General features: G+C 59.7%; 10 protein-coding genes. 5 read left to right on the top strand and 5 right to left on the bottom strand.

Annotated elements, in window-relative coordinates; genetic code table 11:
* Positions 1-144 precede the first annotated feature (144 nt).
* From FW764_RS20325 to FW764_RS20315, 3 genes are all read right to left on the bottom strand, one after another.
* The gene (locus FW764_RS20325) at positions 145-3,831 is read right to left on the bottom strand and encodes a translocation/assembly module TamB domain-containing protein (RefSeq protein ID WP_446435397.1); all 3,687 of its coding nucleotides are present in this window, start codon (positions 3,829-3,831) and stop codon (positions 145-147) included.
* Entirely contained in the window at positions 3,831-5,558 is a 1,728-nt protein-coding gene (locus FW764_RS20320) for an autotransporter assembly complex protein TamA (RefSeq protein WP_446435396.1), read from the bottom strand. The genes FW764_RS20325 and FW764_RS20320 overlap by 1 nt, the downstream gene beginning before the upstream one ends.
* Before the next feature lie 63 nt (positions 5,559-5,621).
* The gene (locus FW764_RS20315; protein ID WP_446435395.1) at positions 5,622-6,272 is read right to left on the bottom strand and encodes a GNAT family N-acetyltransferase; all 651 of its coding nucleotides are present in this window, start codon (positions 6,270-6,272) and stop codon (positions 5,622-5,624) included.
* Between the two features lie 170 nt (positions 6,273-6,442).
* Between FW764_RS20315 and xthA the strand changes: the two genes are divergently transcribed.
* Both xthA and FW764_RS20305 read left to right on the top strand, forming a co-directional pair.
* Complete coding sequence (gene xthA / locus FW764_RS20310) at positions 6,443-7,255, top strand: exodeoxyribonuclease III (RefSeq protein WP_446435394.1); 813 nt, start codon at positions 6,443-6,445, stop codon at positions 7,253-7,255.
* A 122-nt stretch (positions 7,256-7,377) separates the two neighbouring features.
* Complete coding sequence (locus FW764_RS20305) at positions 7,378-8,706, top strand: substrate-binding domain-containing protein (protein ID WP_446435393.1); 1,329 nt, start codon at positions 7,378-7,380, stop codon at positions 8,704-8,706.
* 130 nt (positions 8,707-8,836) lie between these two features.
* Here the strand turns inward: FW764_RS20305 and FW764_RS20300 are convergent, their stop codons facing one another.
* Complete coding sequence (locus tag FW764_RS20300) at positions 8,837-10,066, bottom strand: acyl-CoA dehydrogenase (RefSeq protein ID WP_446435392.1); 1,230 nt, start codon at positions 10,064-10,066, stop codon at positions 8,837-8,839.
* Between the two features lie 166 nt (positions 10,067-10,232).
* Here FW764_RS20300 and FW764_RS20295 point away from each other — a divergent pair, with 166 nt between their 5' ends.
* The 3 genes from FW764_RS20295 (at position 10,233) to FW764_RS20285 (ending at position 12,684) form a co-directional block, all read left to right on the top strand.
* Positions 10,233-11,168: a LysR family transcriptional regulator gene (locus tag FW764_RS20295; RefSeq protein ID WP_446435391.1), complete on the top strand. Its 936-nt coding sequence runs from the start codon at positions 10,233-10,235 to the stop codon at positions 11,166-11,168.
* A 206-nt stretch (positions 11,169-11,374) separates the two neighbouring features.
* Positions 11,375-11,767 carry a MerR family transcriptional regulator gene (locus FW764_RS20290; RefSeq protein WP_159957710.1) on the top strand — a complete coding sequence of 131 codons (393 nt, stop codon included), beginning with the start codon at positions 11,375-11,377 and terminating at the stop codon, positions 11,765-11,767.
* A gap of 17 nt (positions 11,768-11,784) precedes the next feature.
* Positions 11,785-12,684: a hydroxymethylglutaryl-CoA lyase gene (locus FW764_RS20285; protein ID WP_446435390.1), complete on the top strand. Its 900-nt coding sequence runs from the start codon at positions 11,785-11,787 to the stop codon at positions 12,682-12,684.
* Between the two features lie 615 nt (positions 12,685-13,299).
* Here FW764_RS20285 and FW764_RS20280 read toward each other — a convergent pair.
* The gene (locus FW764_RS20280; RefSeq protein WP_446435389.1) at positions 13,300-14,937 is read right to left on the bottom strand and encodes an AMP-binding protein; all 1,638 of its coding nucleotides are present in this window, start codon (positions 14,935-14,937) and stop codon (positions 13,300-13,302) included.
* Positions 14,938-14,962: the final 25 nt, after the last annotated feature.

Below are 14,962 nucleotides of genomic sequence, written 5' to 3'. Positions count from 1 at the left end.
TGGTAATCCAGCGACCGATGGGCTGTCGTCCAAACAAATGCGAGAGCGGGCTTGCCTGCGATGGAATCAACTCAGTGCACTTGATGGACCGAGGTCTCCGCATCGCAGGCAAGCCCGCTCCCACATTTTTTACGGCGCAAGGGTTTAGAAATCCCGTTTGTAGAAAATATCCAGCGAACTGGCCACACCACTGGCCACCTCCAGATACACCTTCTTGCTCAACAAGTAGCGCAAGGCAATGGTGCTCGCCGGCTCAAACACCCCAACCCCGTAACGCAGGCTGAGTTTCTCGGTGATCTTGCCGCTGGCCACCACCGAGGTGTTATTGCCTGAGCCTTGGGTGTCGAGGTCGAAGTCTTGGATCCCCAGCTTAGTGGCGATATCCGAGGTCACCCCGGCGCTCCCCATCAAGCCAAGGCCCAAGGCGGCTTCGGCGAGCATGTTGTTGTCTTCACCGGTGTTGTTACGCGAACGCCCCAGCACCAAGTACGACAGCGCATCCTCCTGAGGCATGGCTGGCTCGGAGAAGATCTGCGTGGTCGGCTGTTCGGCGCTGCCGCTCAGGCGAATACCGGCAGTCACAGTCCTGGACGGCTCGGTAACCACGCGTATAGCTTCGATATCCAGGAACGGCTGGTCCAGCGGCCCTGCAAACAACAGCCGAGCGCGGCGCACGTTGAGCCGCTGCCCGTAAGCGCGGTAGCGACCGTCGTTGAGCCACAGCTCGCCTCGGGTGTCCATGTTGTCACCGATATGCACCTGCCCCTGCACCTTGGCGGTGAGACCGAAGCCAGCGAAGTTGAGCTGGTCCTCGCCCACCACCACGTCGATGTCCATAGCCATCGCCATCGGCGGCTTGCCCTGTTCAGTCTGGCTGCCGACAATCACCGTGTCATCCGACACCTTGACCGTCGACGGCGGCAGTTCACGCACGGTGATATCACCCCGCGGGATGTGCACTTTACCGGCAATCGCCAATTTGTCGTTTTTAAGGCTGATGGTCAGGTCTGGCGCCACTTCCAGTGCTGCGTAAGGCTCCACCGTGACCGGCAGTTTCGAGCCTTGCAGGCGCAGGTCCACCCCCAGTGCCTGGCCCCAGTCGATCTGCCCCTTGAGGCTGCCCTGCCCGGCCTTGCCACTGTGCCAGGCGCCATTCAACTGCACGCTTTCGCCAGCAATCAGCGCCTGTACGTTCAAGCCTTCAAGGCTGATCGGCAATTCAGGGCCGGAGACCTCGCCGCCCACCAGGTTCACGCTGCCGTTGACCTGCGGCGCCAGCAGCCCACCGGAGATGCGGCCATTACCGTTAAGCCTGCCGGTGAGTTTTTCAACCATCGGCACAAACGGCCGCGCCACGGCGAGGTCCAGGCCGTTGAGGCTGAACGTACCCGTGATCGGTTTGTTCTTCGGCAACGGGTTGATCTGTGCCTGCAACAGCAACTCGCCAAGCTTGCCACCGCGGAAATTCAGCTGGGTGTCGATGCGCTTGGGGTTAAGGGTGGTTTCCAACTTGAGGGTGTCATAGGGGAAGTCCAGCCATTGGTCCTTGTCCTTGACGCGCAAGGTGCCACCGCTGGCATCCACCGCGACCACGCCTTTGGGACCGCTGGCGGGCAGATCGAGTTGAACATCGGCATTGAGCTTACCCTGCCAGGCAAAATCTTTAGGCAAGAAAGCCGCCAGACTGTCGATGGGGAATTGCTTGAGGTGGTAGCGCAACTTGGGCTCAGGCATCAGGCGCTGGTCTTCACCGCACAGGCTTGCAGGGCCCGATACCCAGCAGTGCGCGGCAAAGGTCAGCTTGCCGTCGGCCAAACGCTCGATTCTTGCCGGGGCTTGCAGTTTCCAGTCCTGGCCGCCAGCTTTTACATCACCGCTGGCCAGCCGCCCTCGCCAGTTGCCTTTGTCGAGGTTGCCGTCCAAAGCCAGGGCCAGTTTGACCAAGGGGCCAGCCAAGTCCAGCTGGACTTTCTGGCTCTTGATATCGCCTTGGGCACTGGCTGTCAGGGTGCCGACCTGGGTCTCACCGGCTTGGATGCCGCTGCCCTTGAGGTCAATCTTCGCGCGTTGGGCGTTGTCGAGCGTGGCGCCGAGGCTGAGGCTTTGCAGATGGTTATCGGCAAACGCCAGTTGCTGGCCCTTGAGGTCGAGCTTGCCTTGCGGCGCTTGCAAGGTACCAGCGACATCGACACGCCCATTGATTTGCCCACGCAATTGCGGCCACAACTGGGCGAGGCGCGCCAGCTTGATGTCGATCTGCCCAGCCACGCGCTGTTGCAAGCTGCCACTGCCGTTGATGCGGTTGTCACCCAGGCGGATATCCAGATTGGCCAACGTCCATTGCTCGCCCGCGCCTTCTGCCTTCGCCGCCAGCACGGCGGTTTGGCCGCGCAAACGGCCTTTAAGGACGAGGTCGGCATTCAGTTTGAGCTGTTCATTTTTGAACTCGCCCTTGCTGCGCAACGGTCCAGCCAAGGTGCCCGGCAACTCAGCGACCCAGTACGCCGGGTTCAACGCCGACAAGTCCAGCGCGGTGTCCCAGGCAATGCCGTCGGCAAATTGCAGACTCAGGTGACCTTCGGCCTTGCCCTGGCCCGCCGTCAATTTAAGCTCAGGCAGGAAGACTTGCTTGAGATCGCCACTGAACGGCGTGACCACATTGAACGTGCCGGCCGGACCGTCAAGGTCGGCCTTGAGGTTGCCGAGGTAGTTGCCGTCCTTGTAGGAGACTTCGCCATTAAAGGTGCGTAATGCAACCTGCGGCTCGTCGATCACGGGGTAGAGGCGGTGCCAGGGAAAATCCAACCAGTCGATTTTCGCGTCGGCGCTGAAGCCTTGTTGCCAGTCCAGATTGGCGCTGAGCTTGAGGCTTTGTTTGTCGTCGCCAACCAGGTCCAGCCTTGAAATTTGTGCGCCCTTGGTATCAACGCGCCCCAGGAGCAGCAACGTCACCGGGCTTTTTTCGGCGGGCAGTAACGCGTGGCCCGATAACGCAAACCCGCTTTTCAGGTCGCCCTTTGCCATGAGCACCAGCTCATTGAATTGCAGGGTGTCGGGCAAATCGGCAGACGGTTTGAACGCATCAGACTTGATCAGCAATTGACCCGACAGGTTTTCCGCCAGCGGTTGCACCTCAGCGAGAATTTTCCCGGGCAGGTAGCCGCTGCTGTCGGCATCCAGCGTGAGGGTTTTGAGCAGGTCACCGTCGACTTTGAGTGCGACTTTCCAGGGCGCGCCGCCGGGCGCATAAGGAAGGCTCAGGTTGCCGGTGGCGCTCAACGGCCAATTGCCAGTGGGTTGCAGCAAGCCGGCCAAGTCCAGCACCAGGTCGTCACGTTGAAGGTGCACCGAGTCGATCTGCATACCGGCCGCTGTCCAGTGCGCCGCCAGTTGCAGGCCCTTGAGTTCTTCGCTGCCGTTAAACAGCAGACTGCCGACGCGAATGTCACCTAGCTGGATGGCCACAGGCAAGTTCAAATCCGGCAGTTGGATCGGCCCACTGCTGCTCTCTTCAGTACTGGGTGGAAATTGCAGGCTGACCTGCTCCACATCCAGCCTGTTGATACACAGGGTCATGCGTAGCAAGCAACCCGGTGACCAGTCGAACGTCGGAGCATTGAGCTCGACCCGACTGGTGTCTTGCCGCCACAACAGATGGTCGGCGCTCCACTGACCGCCCAGGCGGCCCTGAAAATTCTCAACCGTCAAACCCGGCACTTGGCCCAAGGCCCAGCGGCTGCCTGCTTGAGTGCCAAGCACTGTCCACAGCGCCAACAACACCAAGGCGAGGACGGCCACAATGGCCAGCCCCGTTATTTTCAAACCACGCATCACAGCTCAGGCCCCATGGAAAAGTGCAAACGAATGCCGCCCGGATCTTCGAGAGCATGGGCCAAGTCAAGGCGAATCGGTCCCACCGGCGAAACCCAACGCACGCCAACACCCACGCCGGTTTTCAGGCTGGGCATTTCCAGGGTGTTGAAGGAGTTGCCTTGGTCGATAAAGGTCGCGATCCGCCACTTTTCGGCGATGGAATATTGATACTCAGCGCTCAGGGCCACCATATAGCGGCCGCCGATGCGGTCACCGCGGTCGTTCTCGGGTGACAACGTCTGGTACTCGTACCCGCGCACACTTTGGTCACCACCGGCAAAGAAGCGCAGCGACGGTGGCACCGACTTGTAGCCATTGGTGGCGCTGCCGCCGAACTGCGCGCGGCCCAGGAAGCGGTGGTTATCCCACACAGTGGTCAAGCCTTTAATCGTGGCGGTGCCGTAAAGCAGGTTGGTATCGGAACCGAGACCTTCCTTGGCGACCTTGGCGTCGAACATCAGGCGGTAGCCATTGTGCGGATCGATGCGGTTGTCGCTGCGCAGGTAGGAATAATTGATCCCCGGCATCAACAGGTTGCTCAGGCCCGAATCATTGCCCAAGCGATATTCTTCGCGTTGATACTTCAGCGAGATCACCCGGGTCCAGCCGCTGGGCAATTTACTGTGCCATTCAGGGCCAAGGGTCAGCAGTTTACTCAGGGTATCGGTGTTGGCGATTTCTTCATTCTGGTAGCCACCGGCGAAGCGCAGTTTGTCGGTCAGCGGTGGGTCCAGGGGAATGTCATACCACAAGCCGACGTTTTGCCGTGGCGCCGACAGTTCGGCTTCCCAGCCATAGCTGTGACCCTGCGGGTTGACCCAGTGGCGGGTCCAGTTGGCTTTGCCGCGCGGGCCGACGTCGGTCGAATAACCCAGGCCCAGGCCCATGGTGCGTGGCTTGCGGGTTTCCAGTTGCACAGCCACCGGGATCACATCGTCGGCCGAGGCCGCTGGGGTGGCGTCGACGCGCACGGCCTCGAAAAAGCCGCTCGATTGCAGGTTCTGGTTGAGTTCGGCGATCAGTTCGGAGTCGTAAGGAGCCCCGCTTTTGAACGGCACCATGCGTTGCAGCAGGTCTTCATCAAACGGCGTGTCGCCGGCAAAGCTGACCTTGCCCATGGTGTAACGCGGGCCGCTGTCATAGATGAGTTCGATATCGGCGACGCCCGCCCGAGGGTCTACCGAGAGTTTTTGGCGGGTGAAGCGCCCACTGAAAAAGCCGTAGCGCGACGCCTGGTTCTGGATCAGACGCTTGGCGTCTTCGTAATGGCCGTGGTTGAGCACGGCGCCGGATTTGAGGTCGTCGCTGACGGGCACGCGAAAGGACTTCAGGCTCGCGGCCTGGCCGTCAACCCGAATGGTCACGTTGCGCAAATGCACCGGTTCGCCGGGGTCAATGGTGAGGGTCAGACGCGGGTTCTTACCGCCCCTCACATCACTGGTGATCTGCGGCTGATAGAAGCCTAGCGCCTGGGCCGCCTTGCGCGCCTGCTCTTCAGCACCACGGCTGAAGCGCTGCAAGGCTTCTTCGTCACGATCGCCGACCCCGCCGATATAGCCTTCAATGTTGGCTTTCAACGCATCGTTTGATGGCTTGACCCGCACGTCCAGCTCGCTCTGCGCCAATGCGCCGCAGCTTGTGAACAGCAGAATCAAGCCGCTGGTAAATCTTCCTGGAAACTTCATAGGCGCGGATGCTACACGAGCTGGGGAGACTCTTTGAACCCGTAATAGTCTGAATAATTCTGTCTAAGCCGTTGCAGCATGTAACGTTTGGGGATTGGGATGGAAAAATACATGCTCCAGGATGGGGCCGACGGCCACTTCGCCGATTTCCTCATAACCCTGGCGTTTGTAGAAATCCAGGTAACGTGAGTTACCGGTATCAAGCACGACGCCCGACGAATGCGGATCGTCGGCGCACCAGTTGTGCACGGCCCCCAACAACTGCTCGCCGTAATGCTTGCCCTGGAATTGCGGGTGAATACCCAATAACGGCAGCATGTGCACCGACTCGTTCGGCAGACAGGCCAGCACCGCATGATGGTATTCCAGATAGCGCCGAGTGCCACGCACACCGGTGCTCAGCCACATGCGCAATTGCCAGGCCCAGCTTTCGGTGATGCCTAAACGCCGCTGCGGCGGCGCGATCAGGGCAATACCGATCAGCCGGTCGTTGACGAACAGGCCGATGGCGGGCAGTTTCTGAAAAAAGTGCTGCTTGACCAGTTCGCGCACGGTGGCGCGAACCCGCTGTTCATAGCCAGGCCGTTCTGCTTCGAAGAGGTAGGCGAAGGTCGGCTCATGCCGATAGGCCTGGTACAACATGGAACGCGCCTCGCGCGAATAGCCGCTGTTGAGCAGGCGTATTTCGGCATTGGCAGTCGAAGTGTCAGGCATACAGTCAATCTCCCTGGGCGCCATTCAAAAAAGATGGCGTTCTTATGGGTACGAACTTGTACGGCGCGAGTCGTTCCCAGACATTAGCAGTGCATCCGCCCTACCGCCACGCTGGCCCCGGCCTGACTTGTCGGCTAGCATCGCCCTTTTGCCAGACTGGACTGCCGACCATGAAAATCGTCTCTTTCAATATCAACGGGCTACGCGCCCGCCCCCATCAGTTGGCGGCGCTGATTGAAAAGCATCAACCCGACGTAATCGGCCTGCAGGAAACCAAGGTTCACGATGACCAGTTCCCGTTGGCCGAAGTGCAGGCCTTGGGCTACCACGTGTACTTCCACGGGCAAAAAGGCCACTACGGCGTGGCCCTGCTCTCGCGCAAAGAAGCGCTGAGCGTGCACAAAGGTTTTGCCAGTGATGAAGAAGACGCCCAGCGCCGCTTTATCTGGGGCACCTTCGCCGATGAGAACGGCCACCCCGTGACCATCATGAACGGCTACTTCCCCCAAGGCGAAAGCCGCGACCACCCGACCAAGTTCCCCGCCAAGCAGCGCTTCTACGAAGATTTGCAGCACTTGCTGGAAAGCCAGTTCAGCAGTGATCAACCGCTGGTGGTGATGGGCGACGTGAACATCTCCCCCGAAGACTGCGACATCGGCATCGGCGCCGACAACGCCAAGCGCTGGTTGAAAACCGGCAAGTGCAGCTTCCTGCCGGAAGAGCGCGAGTGGATGGCCCGCCTGAAAAACTGGGGCCTGGTAGACAGCTTCCGTCACCTCAACCCAGACGTCGCCGACCGTTTCAGCTGGTTCGATTACCGCAGCCGAGGGTTCGAAGATGAGCCCAAGCGTGGGCTGCGCATTGATGTGATCATGGCGTCGGTTGGCTTGTTGTCACGCGTAAAGGACGCGGGTGTGGATTACGAGTTGCGCGGTTTGGAGAAACCGTCGGACCATGCGCCGATCTGGCTTGAGTTGAGCTGACTGACACACGGCCATCGGGAGCAAGCCCCTCCCACATTTTGATCAACTGAGTGTCAGTCATATTGTTGAAATCCAACTGACTTAATCTCCGGGCACTCCCTTTGGCCTAAGAAGGTGCCAGCATGATGCTGCGCGTTCTGTTTCTGTTGACCCTACCCCTCTGCGCTGTGGCTGCTTCCCTGCCCGTCCCCGATCAAGGTCCCGCATTGCGTATCCAGGGTTCCAATACCATTGGCGCGGCATTGGGGCCCGCCTTGGTCAAGGGCCTGATGGAGCACCAAGGCTTGCAGGCGGTGCACAGCGAGCCTGGCGAAGGTGCCAATGAGCAGCGGGTGATCGGCAAGACGCGTCTGGGAAAATCGGTGACTATCGAGGTGGCTGCTCACGGCTCCAGCACCGGTTTCACCGCGCTGAAAAAAGCCGGTGCCGACCTGGCGGCGGCATCGCGCCCGATCAAGGACAGTGAACTGGTAGACCTTGAAGCCTTCGGCGACCTGAAAAGCCCTGAGGCCGAGCAGGTGATCGCCATCGATGGCCTGGCCATCATCCTCAACCCGAGCAACCCACTGGAGACACTGAACACTGAGCAGTTGGCGCAGATTTTCAACGGTGAGGTCAACACCTGGGAGGCGCTGGGGGGGCGCGGCGGCGCCATTCATTTATACGCACGCGATGATCAATCCGGCACCTATGACACCTTCAAGGAACTGGTGCTACGCCTGCGCAACAAGCCACTTGCAGGCTCAGCCAAACGTTTCGAATCCAGCGAAGCCTTGTCTGACGCCGTCAGCCATGACCCTCAAGGCATTGGTTTTATCGGCCTGCCGTATGTGCGCCAGGCCAAGGCCGTGGCGATTGTCGACGGCGACTCGCAACCCATGCTGCCGTTGGCCCGTCTGATTGCCACCGAAGACTACCCACTGTCACGACGGCTGTACTTCTACCTGCCGCCGTCGAGTCGCAATCCGTGGGCCAAGGCATTGGTCGATTTTACTCAGAGCAGCAAGGGCCAGGCGGTGGTGGCCGCCAATGGGTTTATCGCTCAGCAGGTGCGAGCGATTGCCGTGGAACCGCGCGCATCGATGCCCGAGGGCTATCAAACCATCGCCCGTGACGCCCAGCGTTTGACCGTGAACTTTCGTTTCGAGGAAGGCAGTGCCAGTCTGGACAACAAGGCGCGCCAGGATCTGCAACGGGTGGTGGCGTATATAAGCAGCCACGGCAAGCTCGACAAGCAGGTGACGCTGGTGGGGTTTGGCGACGCCAAGAGTGATCCGCAGCGGGCGGCGCTGTTGTCGAAGTTGCGGGCGATGGCGGTGCGGCGCGAACTGGTCAAGAGCGGCGTGGTGCTGCGTGATATACGCGGGTTTGGTGCGCAGATGCCGGTGGCGGCGAATACGGCGGATGAGGGGCGGATCAAGAATCGGCGGGTTGAGGTTTGGGTGTATTGACCTGAACGTTTTGTGGTGTTCAGAACGGCCCCTTCGCGAGCAAGCCCGCGCCCATATTTGACCGGTTTCCAGCATGAGAATGCGGTCGAATGTGGGCGCGGGCTTGCTCACGAATGCAGGCGACTCGGTCCTACTGCCCGCTGCGCATCAGTTCTTTAGGCACATACTTGCCGATCTCAAACTTGCCGATCGCTGCGCGGTGCACTTCATCCGGGCCGTCGGCCAGGCGCAGGGTACGTTGCATGGCGTACATATAGGCCAGCGGGAAATCGTTGGAAACCCCAGCGCCGCCATGAATCTGGATCGCACGGTCGATCACCTTCAACGCCACGTTCGGCGCCACTACCTTGATCTGGGCGATTTCGCTTTTTGCGACTTTGTTACCGACGGTGTCCATCATGTACGCCGCCTTCAACGTCAGCAGGCGCGCCATGTCGATCTCCATCCGTGAGTCGGCGATCTTGTCGATATTGCCGCCCAGGCGCGCCAATGGCTTGCCGAACGCGGTACGGCTGACAGAGCGTTTGCACATCAGTTCCAGCGCGCGCTCGGCCATGCCGATGGAGCGCATGCAGTGGTGAATACGGCCTGGGCCAAGACGCCCCTGAGCAATTTCGAAGCCCCGACCTTCACCCAGCAGTACGTTTTCGTAAGGCACGCGCACGTTGTCGAACAGCACCTCGGCGTGGCCATGGGGCGCGTCGTCGTAGCCGAATACCGGCAGCGGGCGGACGATTTTCACGCCAGGGGCATCCACTGGCACCAGAATCATCGAGTGCTGCTGGTGACGCGGTGCATCCGGGTTGCTCAGGCCCATGAAGATCAGGATTTTGCAGCGCGGGTCGCAGGCGCCGGAGGTCCACCATTTTTTGCCGTTGATTACCCATTCATCGCCGTGGCGCTCAGCGCGGGCGGCCATGTTGGTTGCGTCTGAAGACGCCACGTCCGGCTCGGTCATGGCGAACGCCGAGCGGATCTCGCCGCGCAACAGGGGTTCGAGCCAGCGTTGTTTTTGCTCGGTGTTGGCATAGCGCACCAGCACTTCCATGTTGCCGGTGTCGGGCGCGGAGCAGTTGAACGGCTCCGGCCCTAACAGCGAGCGCCCCATGATTTCGGCCAGCGGCGCGTACTCAAGGTTGGTCAAGCCAGCCCCCAGTTCGGATTCTGGCAGGAATAGGTTCCACAGGCCTTCGGCTTTGGCGCGGGCTTTCAGCTCTTCCATGATGGCAGTGGGCTGCCAACGGTCACCTTCGCTGACCTGGCGTTCGAACACCGGCTCGGCCGGGTAAACGTAAGCATCCATGAACGCGGTGACACGTTCACGCAGTTCCTGAACCTTGGGCGAATAGGCGAAATCCATGAGCAGCTCCCTTCTCTGAGAGGTTGTTTAGGTCATGCAATCGATGCTAGAACAGCGCTGATAATTTACCTAGCCTATTCTCGGCGTGTATTAACATTCATCACCGATATATGATCGGCGCATGGGCACTTAACAAATCGCCACCTAACAATAAGAGCGCAACGACATGAATCTGAGCAAGGTCGACCTCAACCTCTTTATCGTCTTCGATGCGATTTACACCGAAGCCAACCTGACCCGCGCAGGGCAGATAGTCGGCATCACCCAGCCGGCGGTGTCCAACGCATTGGCGCGCTTGCGCGAAACCTTCAACGACCCGCTGTTCGTGCGCACCGCCCAAGGCATGGTGCCCACGCCCATGGCGCAGAACATCATCGGCCCGGTGCGCAATGCGTTGTCGTTGCTGCGGGTGTCGGTGCAGGAAAGCCGGATTTTCAACCCACAACAGGCGGCCAAGACCTATCGCATCAGCATGACCGACCTCACCGAGGCGGTGATTTTGCCGCTGCTGTTCCAGCGCCTGCGCCGCTTGGCGCCCACTGTGGTGATCGAGAGTTTCCTGTCCAAACGCCGCGAAACCACCAAGGAACTCGCCGCCGGGCGCCTGGACTTTGCCGTGGACGCGCCGCTGAATACCGACCCGCAAGTGCGCCACGTCAAGCTGATGGAAGACCGCTACGTGTGCGCCATGCGCAAGGGCCACCCGATGGCGAGCAAGGACACGTTCACGCTGGATGACTACCTGTCACTGACGCATATCCATATCTCCAGCCGGCGCAACGGCTTGGGCCACGTTGACTTGGCCCTCGGCAAGATGGGCATCCAGCGCAAGATCGCCCTGCGCTCCCAGCATTACCTGATGGCCTCGCAAGTCTTGCAGCAGACCGACATGGTGATGACCGTGCCTGAACGCTTCGCCCGCCGCCATGAACTGCACTGGTTCAACCTGCCGGTCAACGACGTGCCGCCGGTGGAAACCCACCTGTACTGGCACGAAAGCACCGATCAAGACCCGGCCAACCGCTGGATGCGTGAGCAGATGATCGAGTTATGCCAGCAGGTGACGGCGCATGAGAAGAAGCTCGATAAATTGCAATCCTGACAGTTTTTGTGGCGAAGGCGCTTGCTCTCGCTGGACCGGGCTGGCGCTCCAGTGCAAAGCGCTGCCAAGATTTTGGGGGCGCGGCGCCCCCCCCCCCGGCAGGAGCAAGCTCCCTCGCCGCAGCGTGTGCATCCAACCGGGCTATTTGCTTGACGTTTACGTCAACGTGCCATTAGCTTAGCGCCAAGACCTACTTGAGCGCCCCCATGAGCACGACCTACAGCATCTCCGACCTCGCCCGCGAGCTCGATATCACTACCCGCGCTATTCGCTTCTATGAAGAACAAGGCCTGCTGGCTCCGGAACGTCGGGGCCAGGAGCGCATCTACTCGGCGCGAGACAAGGTCAGCCTCAAGCTGATCCTACGTGGCAAACGTATCGGTTTTTCCCTGGCGGAATGCCGCGAGCTGATCGAGCTCTACGATCCCAGCAGCGGCAACCACATCCAACTCAACAGCATGCTGGCCAAGATTGCCGAGCGCCGTGAGCAGCTTGAGCAACAGCTATTGGATATCGAACAGATGAAGCTGGAACTGGACACCGCCGAAGAGCGCTGCACCCAGGCACTGGCGCAAACCATCAGCCAGGTTGGCCAATAACCAGAAGGTAGCTGCCAATGTCCCTCCCCTCACATGTACGCATGGTCGAAGTCGGCCCACGCGATGGCTTGCAGAACGAAGCCCGGCCCATCAGCGTGGCCGATAAGGTCCAGTTGGTGGATGCCCTCACTCACGCGGGCTTGAGCTACATCGAAGTCGGCAGTTTTGTCTCGCCCAAGTGGGTGCCGCAGATGGCCGGCTCGGCCGAGGTGTTTGCGCAGATACAGCGCAAACCCGGCGTGACCTACGGCGCACTCGCGCCGAACCTGCGTGGCTTTGAAGACGCCTTGGCCGCCGGCGTGAAAGAAGTCGCCGTGTTTGCGGCCGCATCGGAGGCGTTTTCCCAGCGCAATATCAACTGCTCGATCAGCGAAAGCCTGGCGCGTTTTGCACCGATCATGGCGGCGGCCAAACAGCACGGCATCAGCGTGCGTGGTTATGTGTCGTGTGTGTTGGGTTGCCCTTACGAAGGTGACATCGCCCCCGAACAAGTCGCGGCGGTCGCGCGCGAGTTGTATGCGATGGGCTGCTATGAGGTTTCCCTGGGCGATACCATCGGCACCGGCACGGCGGGCGCGACACGGCGCCTGTTTGAGGTGGTCGGCGCGCAGGTGCCACGGGACAAACTGGCTGGGCACTTCCACGATACCTACGGTCAGGCGATCGCGAATATCTACGCCAGCCTGCTCGAAGGTGTGAATGTGTTCGACAGCTCTATCGCGGGCCTTGGCGGCTGCCCTTACGCCAAGGGCGCCAGCGGTAACGTCGCCACCGAAGATGTGGTGTACCTGCTCGACGGCCTGGGTATCGACACCGGCATCGATCTGACGCAGTTGATTCGCGCAGGCCAGCACATCAGCCACGTGCTGGGTCGGCCCAGCGGGTCGCGCGTGGCCAAGGCGCGTAACGTCCGGTGAGTAGCATTGCTGTGACAATGTGTTACCGCACGCCTACTTAACGAGTAACACGGGAACATATTTTGTCTGACTAGCCATAAGCCGTTGCCTACCAAAAAAACCAAGCCGTTGATTTTAAAGGATTTTTAAAAGTTGGCACGGCTTCTGCTATCTCTATTGCATAACAAGAATAAAAAGCGCCAAACCTAATAAAAATAAGACGAAACGACTCTGACATAATAAAAACAACACGGCAGAGACGCAGCTAACAGATTTTTTTGGAGAAGATGTGCTTCGCAGGGTACGGCATGCCGAAACCCGCAACCGGTTAGAGAAAAATAAAACTACCTCAGGTAGCTACCACTGGTTGGATCGTTAACGAAGAAGCAAGTCAGCGCTCAAAAAAATACGTTTGCTCTTGACCCCGGATGGGGGTCGCCAAAAATAGTGGTAAAGGGTAACGGTTGCCAAAAACAACAATAGACCGCCCCTCAATAATAAAAAAAGAGCACGCAACGACAAATTAAAGGGGACCTTCGGGTCCCCTTTGTGCTTTTTGCGTTTCAGAACATCGCGATATCGCACTGATAAACATGTGGGAGCGGGTTTTCTCGCTCCCACATTGGTTTGGTCTGCTCAGTTGGGCTGCGTGCGCAGCTCCTCAATCGAAATCTCACGCATGCGAAACTTCTGGATTTTGCCTGTCACCGTCATCGGAAACTCGTCCACGAACTTGAAATGCTTGGGCGTCTTGAAATGCGCAATGCGCCCCTTGCACCAGGTTTGCAGCTCTAGCTCGTTGGCCACATGGCCGGGATGGAACTTGACCCAAGCGACGATCTCTTCACCGTAACGCGCATCCGGAATACCGATGATCTGCACATCGGCCACCGCCGGGTGAGTGAAGAAAAACTCTTCCAGCTCACGCGGGTACACGTTTTCGCCCCCGCGAATAATCATGTCTTTGTTGCGCCCGGCGATGCACACGTAGCCGTGCTCATCCATGGTCGCCAAATCGCCGGTGTGCATCCAGCCAGCGTCATCGATGGCGTCGCGGGTGCCGTCGGGGTTGTTCCAGTAGCCAAGCATCACACTGTAGCCCCGGGTGCACAATTCGCCGATCTCACCGCGTGCAACCGTATTGCCATCGGTGTCGATGATCTTGTTTTCCAATTGCGGCTGGGTGCGACCGACAGTGGTGACACGGCGCTCAAGGTCATCATTGGCGCCGGTCTGCAGTGACACCGGGCTGGTTTCGGTCATGCCGTAGGCGATCTGCACCTCGCCCATGTGCAGCTCGCTGATGACGCGGCGCATGACCTCGATGGGGCATGTCGCCCCGGCCATGATGCCGGTGCGCAGGGTCGACAGGTCGAACTCGCCCCGGCGTGGGTGATCGAGCAACGCGATAAACATCGTCGGCACGCCATACAGCCCGGTGGCGCGCTCTGCGGCGACGGCACTTAAGGTCAGCAACGGGTCGAAACCGTCATTGGGATAGATCATAGTGGTGCAATGAGTGATGCAGCCGAGGTTGCCCATGACCATGCCGAAGCAGTGATACAGCGGCACCGGAATCACCAGGCGATCCTGAGCCGTGAGACCCAGGCTCTCACCGACCATGTAACCGTTATTAAGAATGTTGTGGTGGCTGAGGGTAGCGCCCTTGGGGAATCCGGTGGTGCCGGAGGTGTACTGGATGTTGACGGCTTGATCGAAGTGCAGGCTGGCCTGGCGGGTGTGCAGCTGTTCGGGCGGGACGCCACTGCCGAGGGCTGCCAGCTGCGACCAGGGCAAGAATTCCGCAGGCGGGCTGGGGTCAAGGCTGATCATGGCGCTCAGGCCGGGGCTGAGTTCCTGCAATATCGCGTGGTAATCGGAGCCCTTGAACGACCCGGCGCACACCAGCCATTGGCAACCCGATTGCTTGAGCACGTAATCCAATTCACTGCTGCGGTAGGCCGGGTTGATATTGACCAGGATCACGCCGAGCTTGGCGCTGGCGATCTGGCTGATGCACCACTCGGCGCAATTGGGCGCCCAGATGCCCAGACGGTCGCCGGTTTGCATGCCCAGGGCAAGGAAGGCACGGGCGTGCAGGTCAACCGTTTCAGCCAATTGCCGCCACGTGTAGCGACGCTGCTGATGGCGCACCACCAAGGCCTCACCCTCGGCGTGCTGCGCCACCGTGTGATCAAAGGCCTGGCCAATGGTCATGGCCAGCAAGGTCTGGTCTTGGGAGCCACGGCTGTAGCTCTGATTCGATTGATCCATAACGACCCCTGTTGTCTTTTTTGTA

The organism is Pseudomonas sp. 1152_12 (assembly GCF_052850675.1).
The sequence above is the reverse complement of the archived record's forward strand: the minus strand, read 5'-3'. Positions and strand labels throughout refer to the sequence as shown.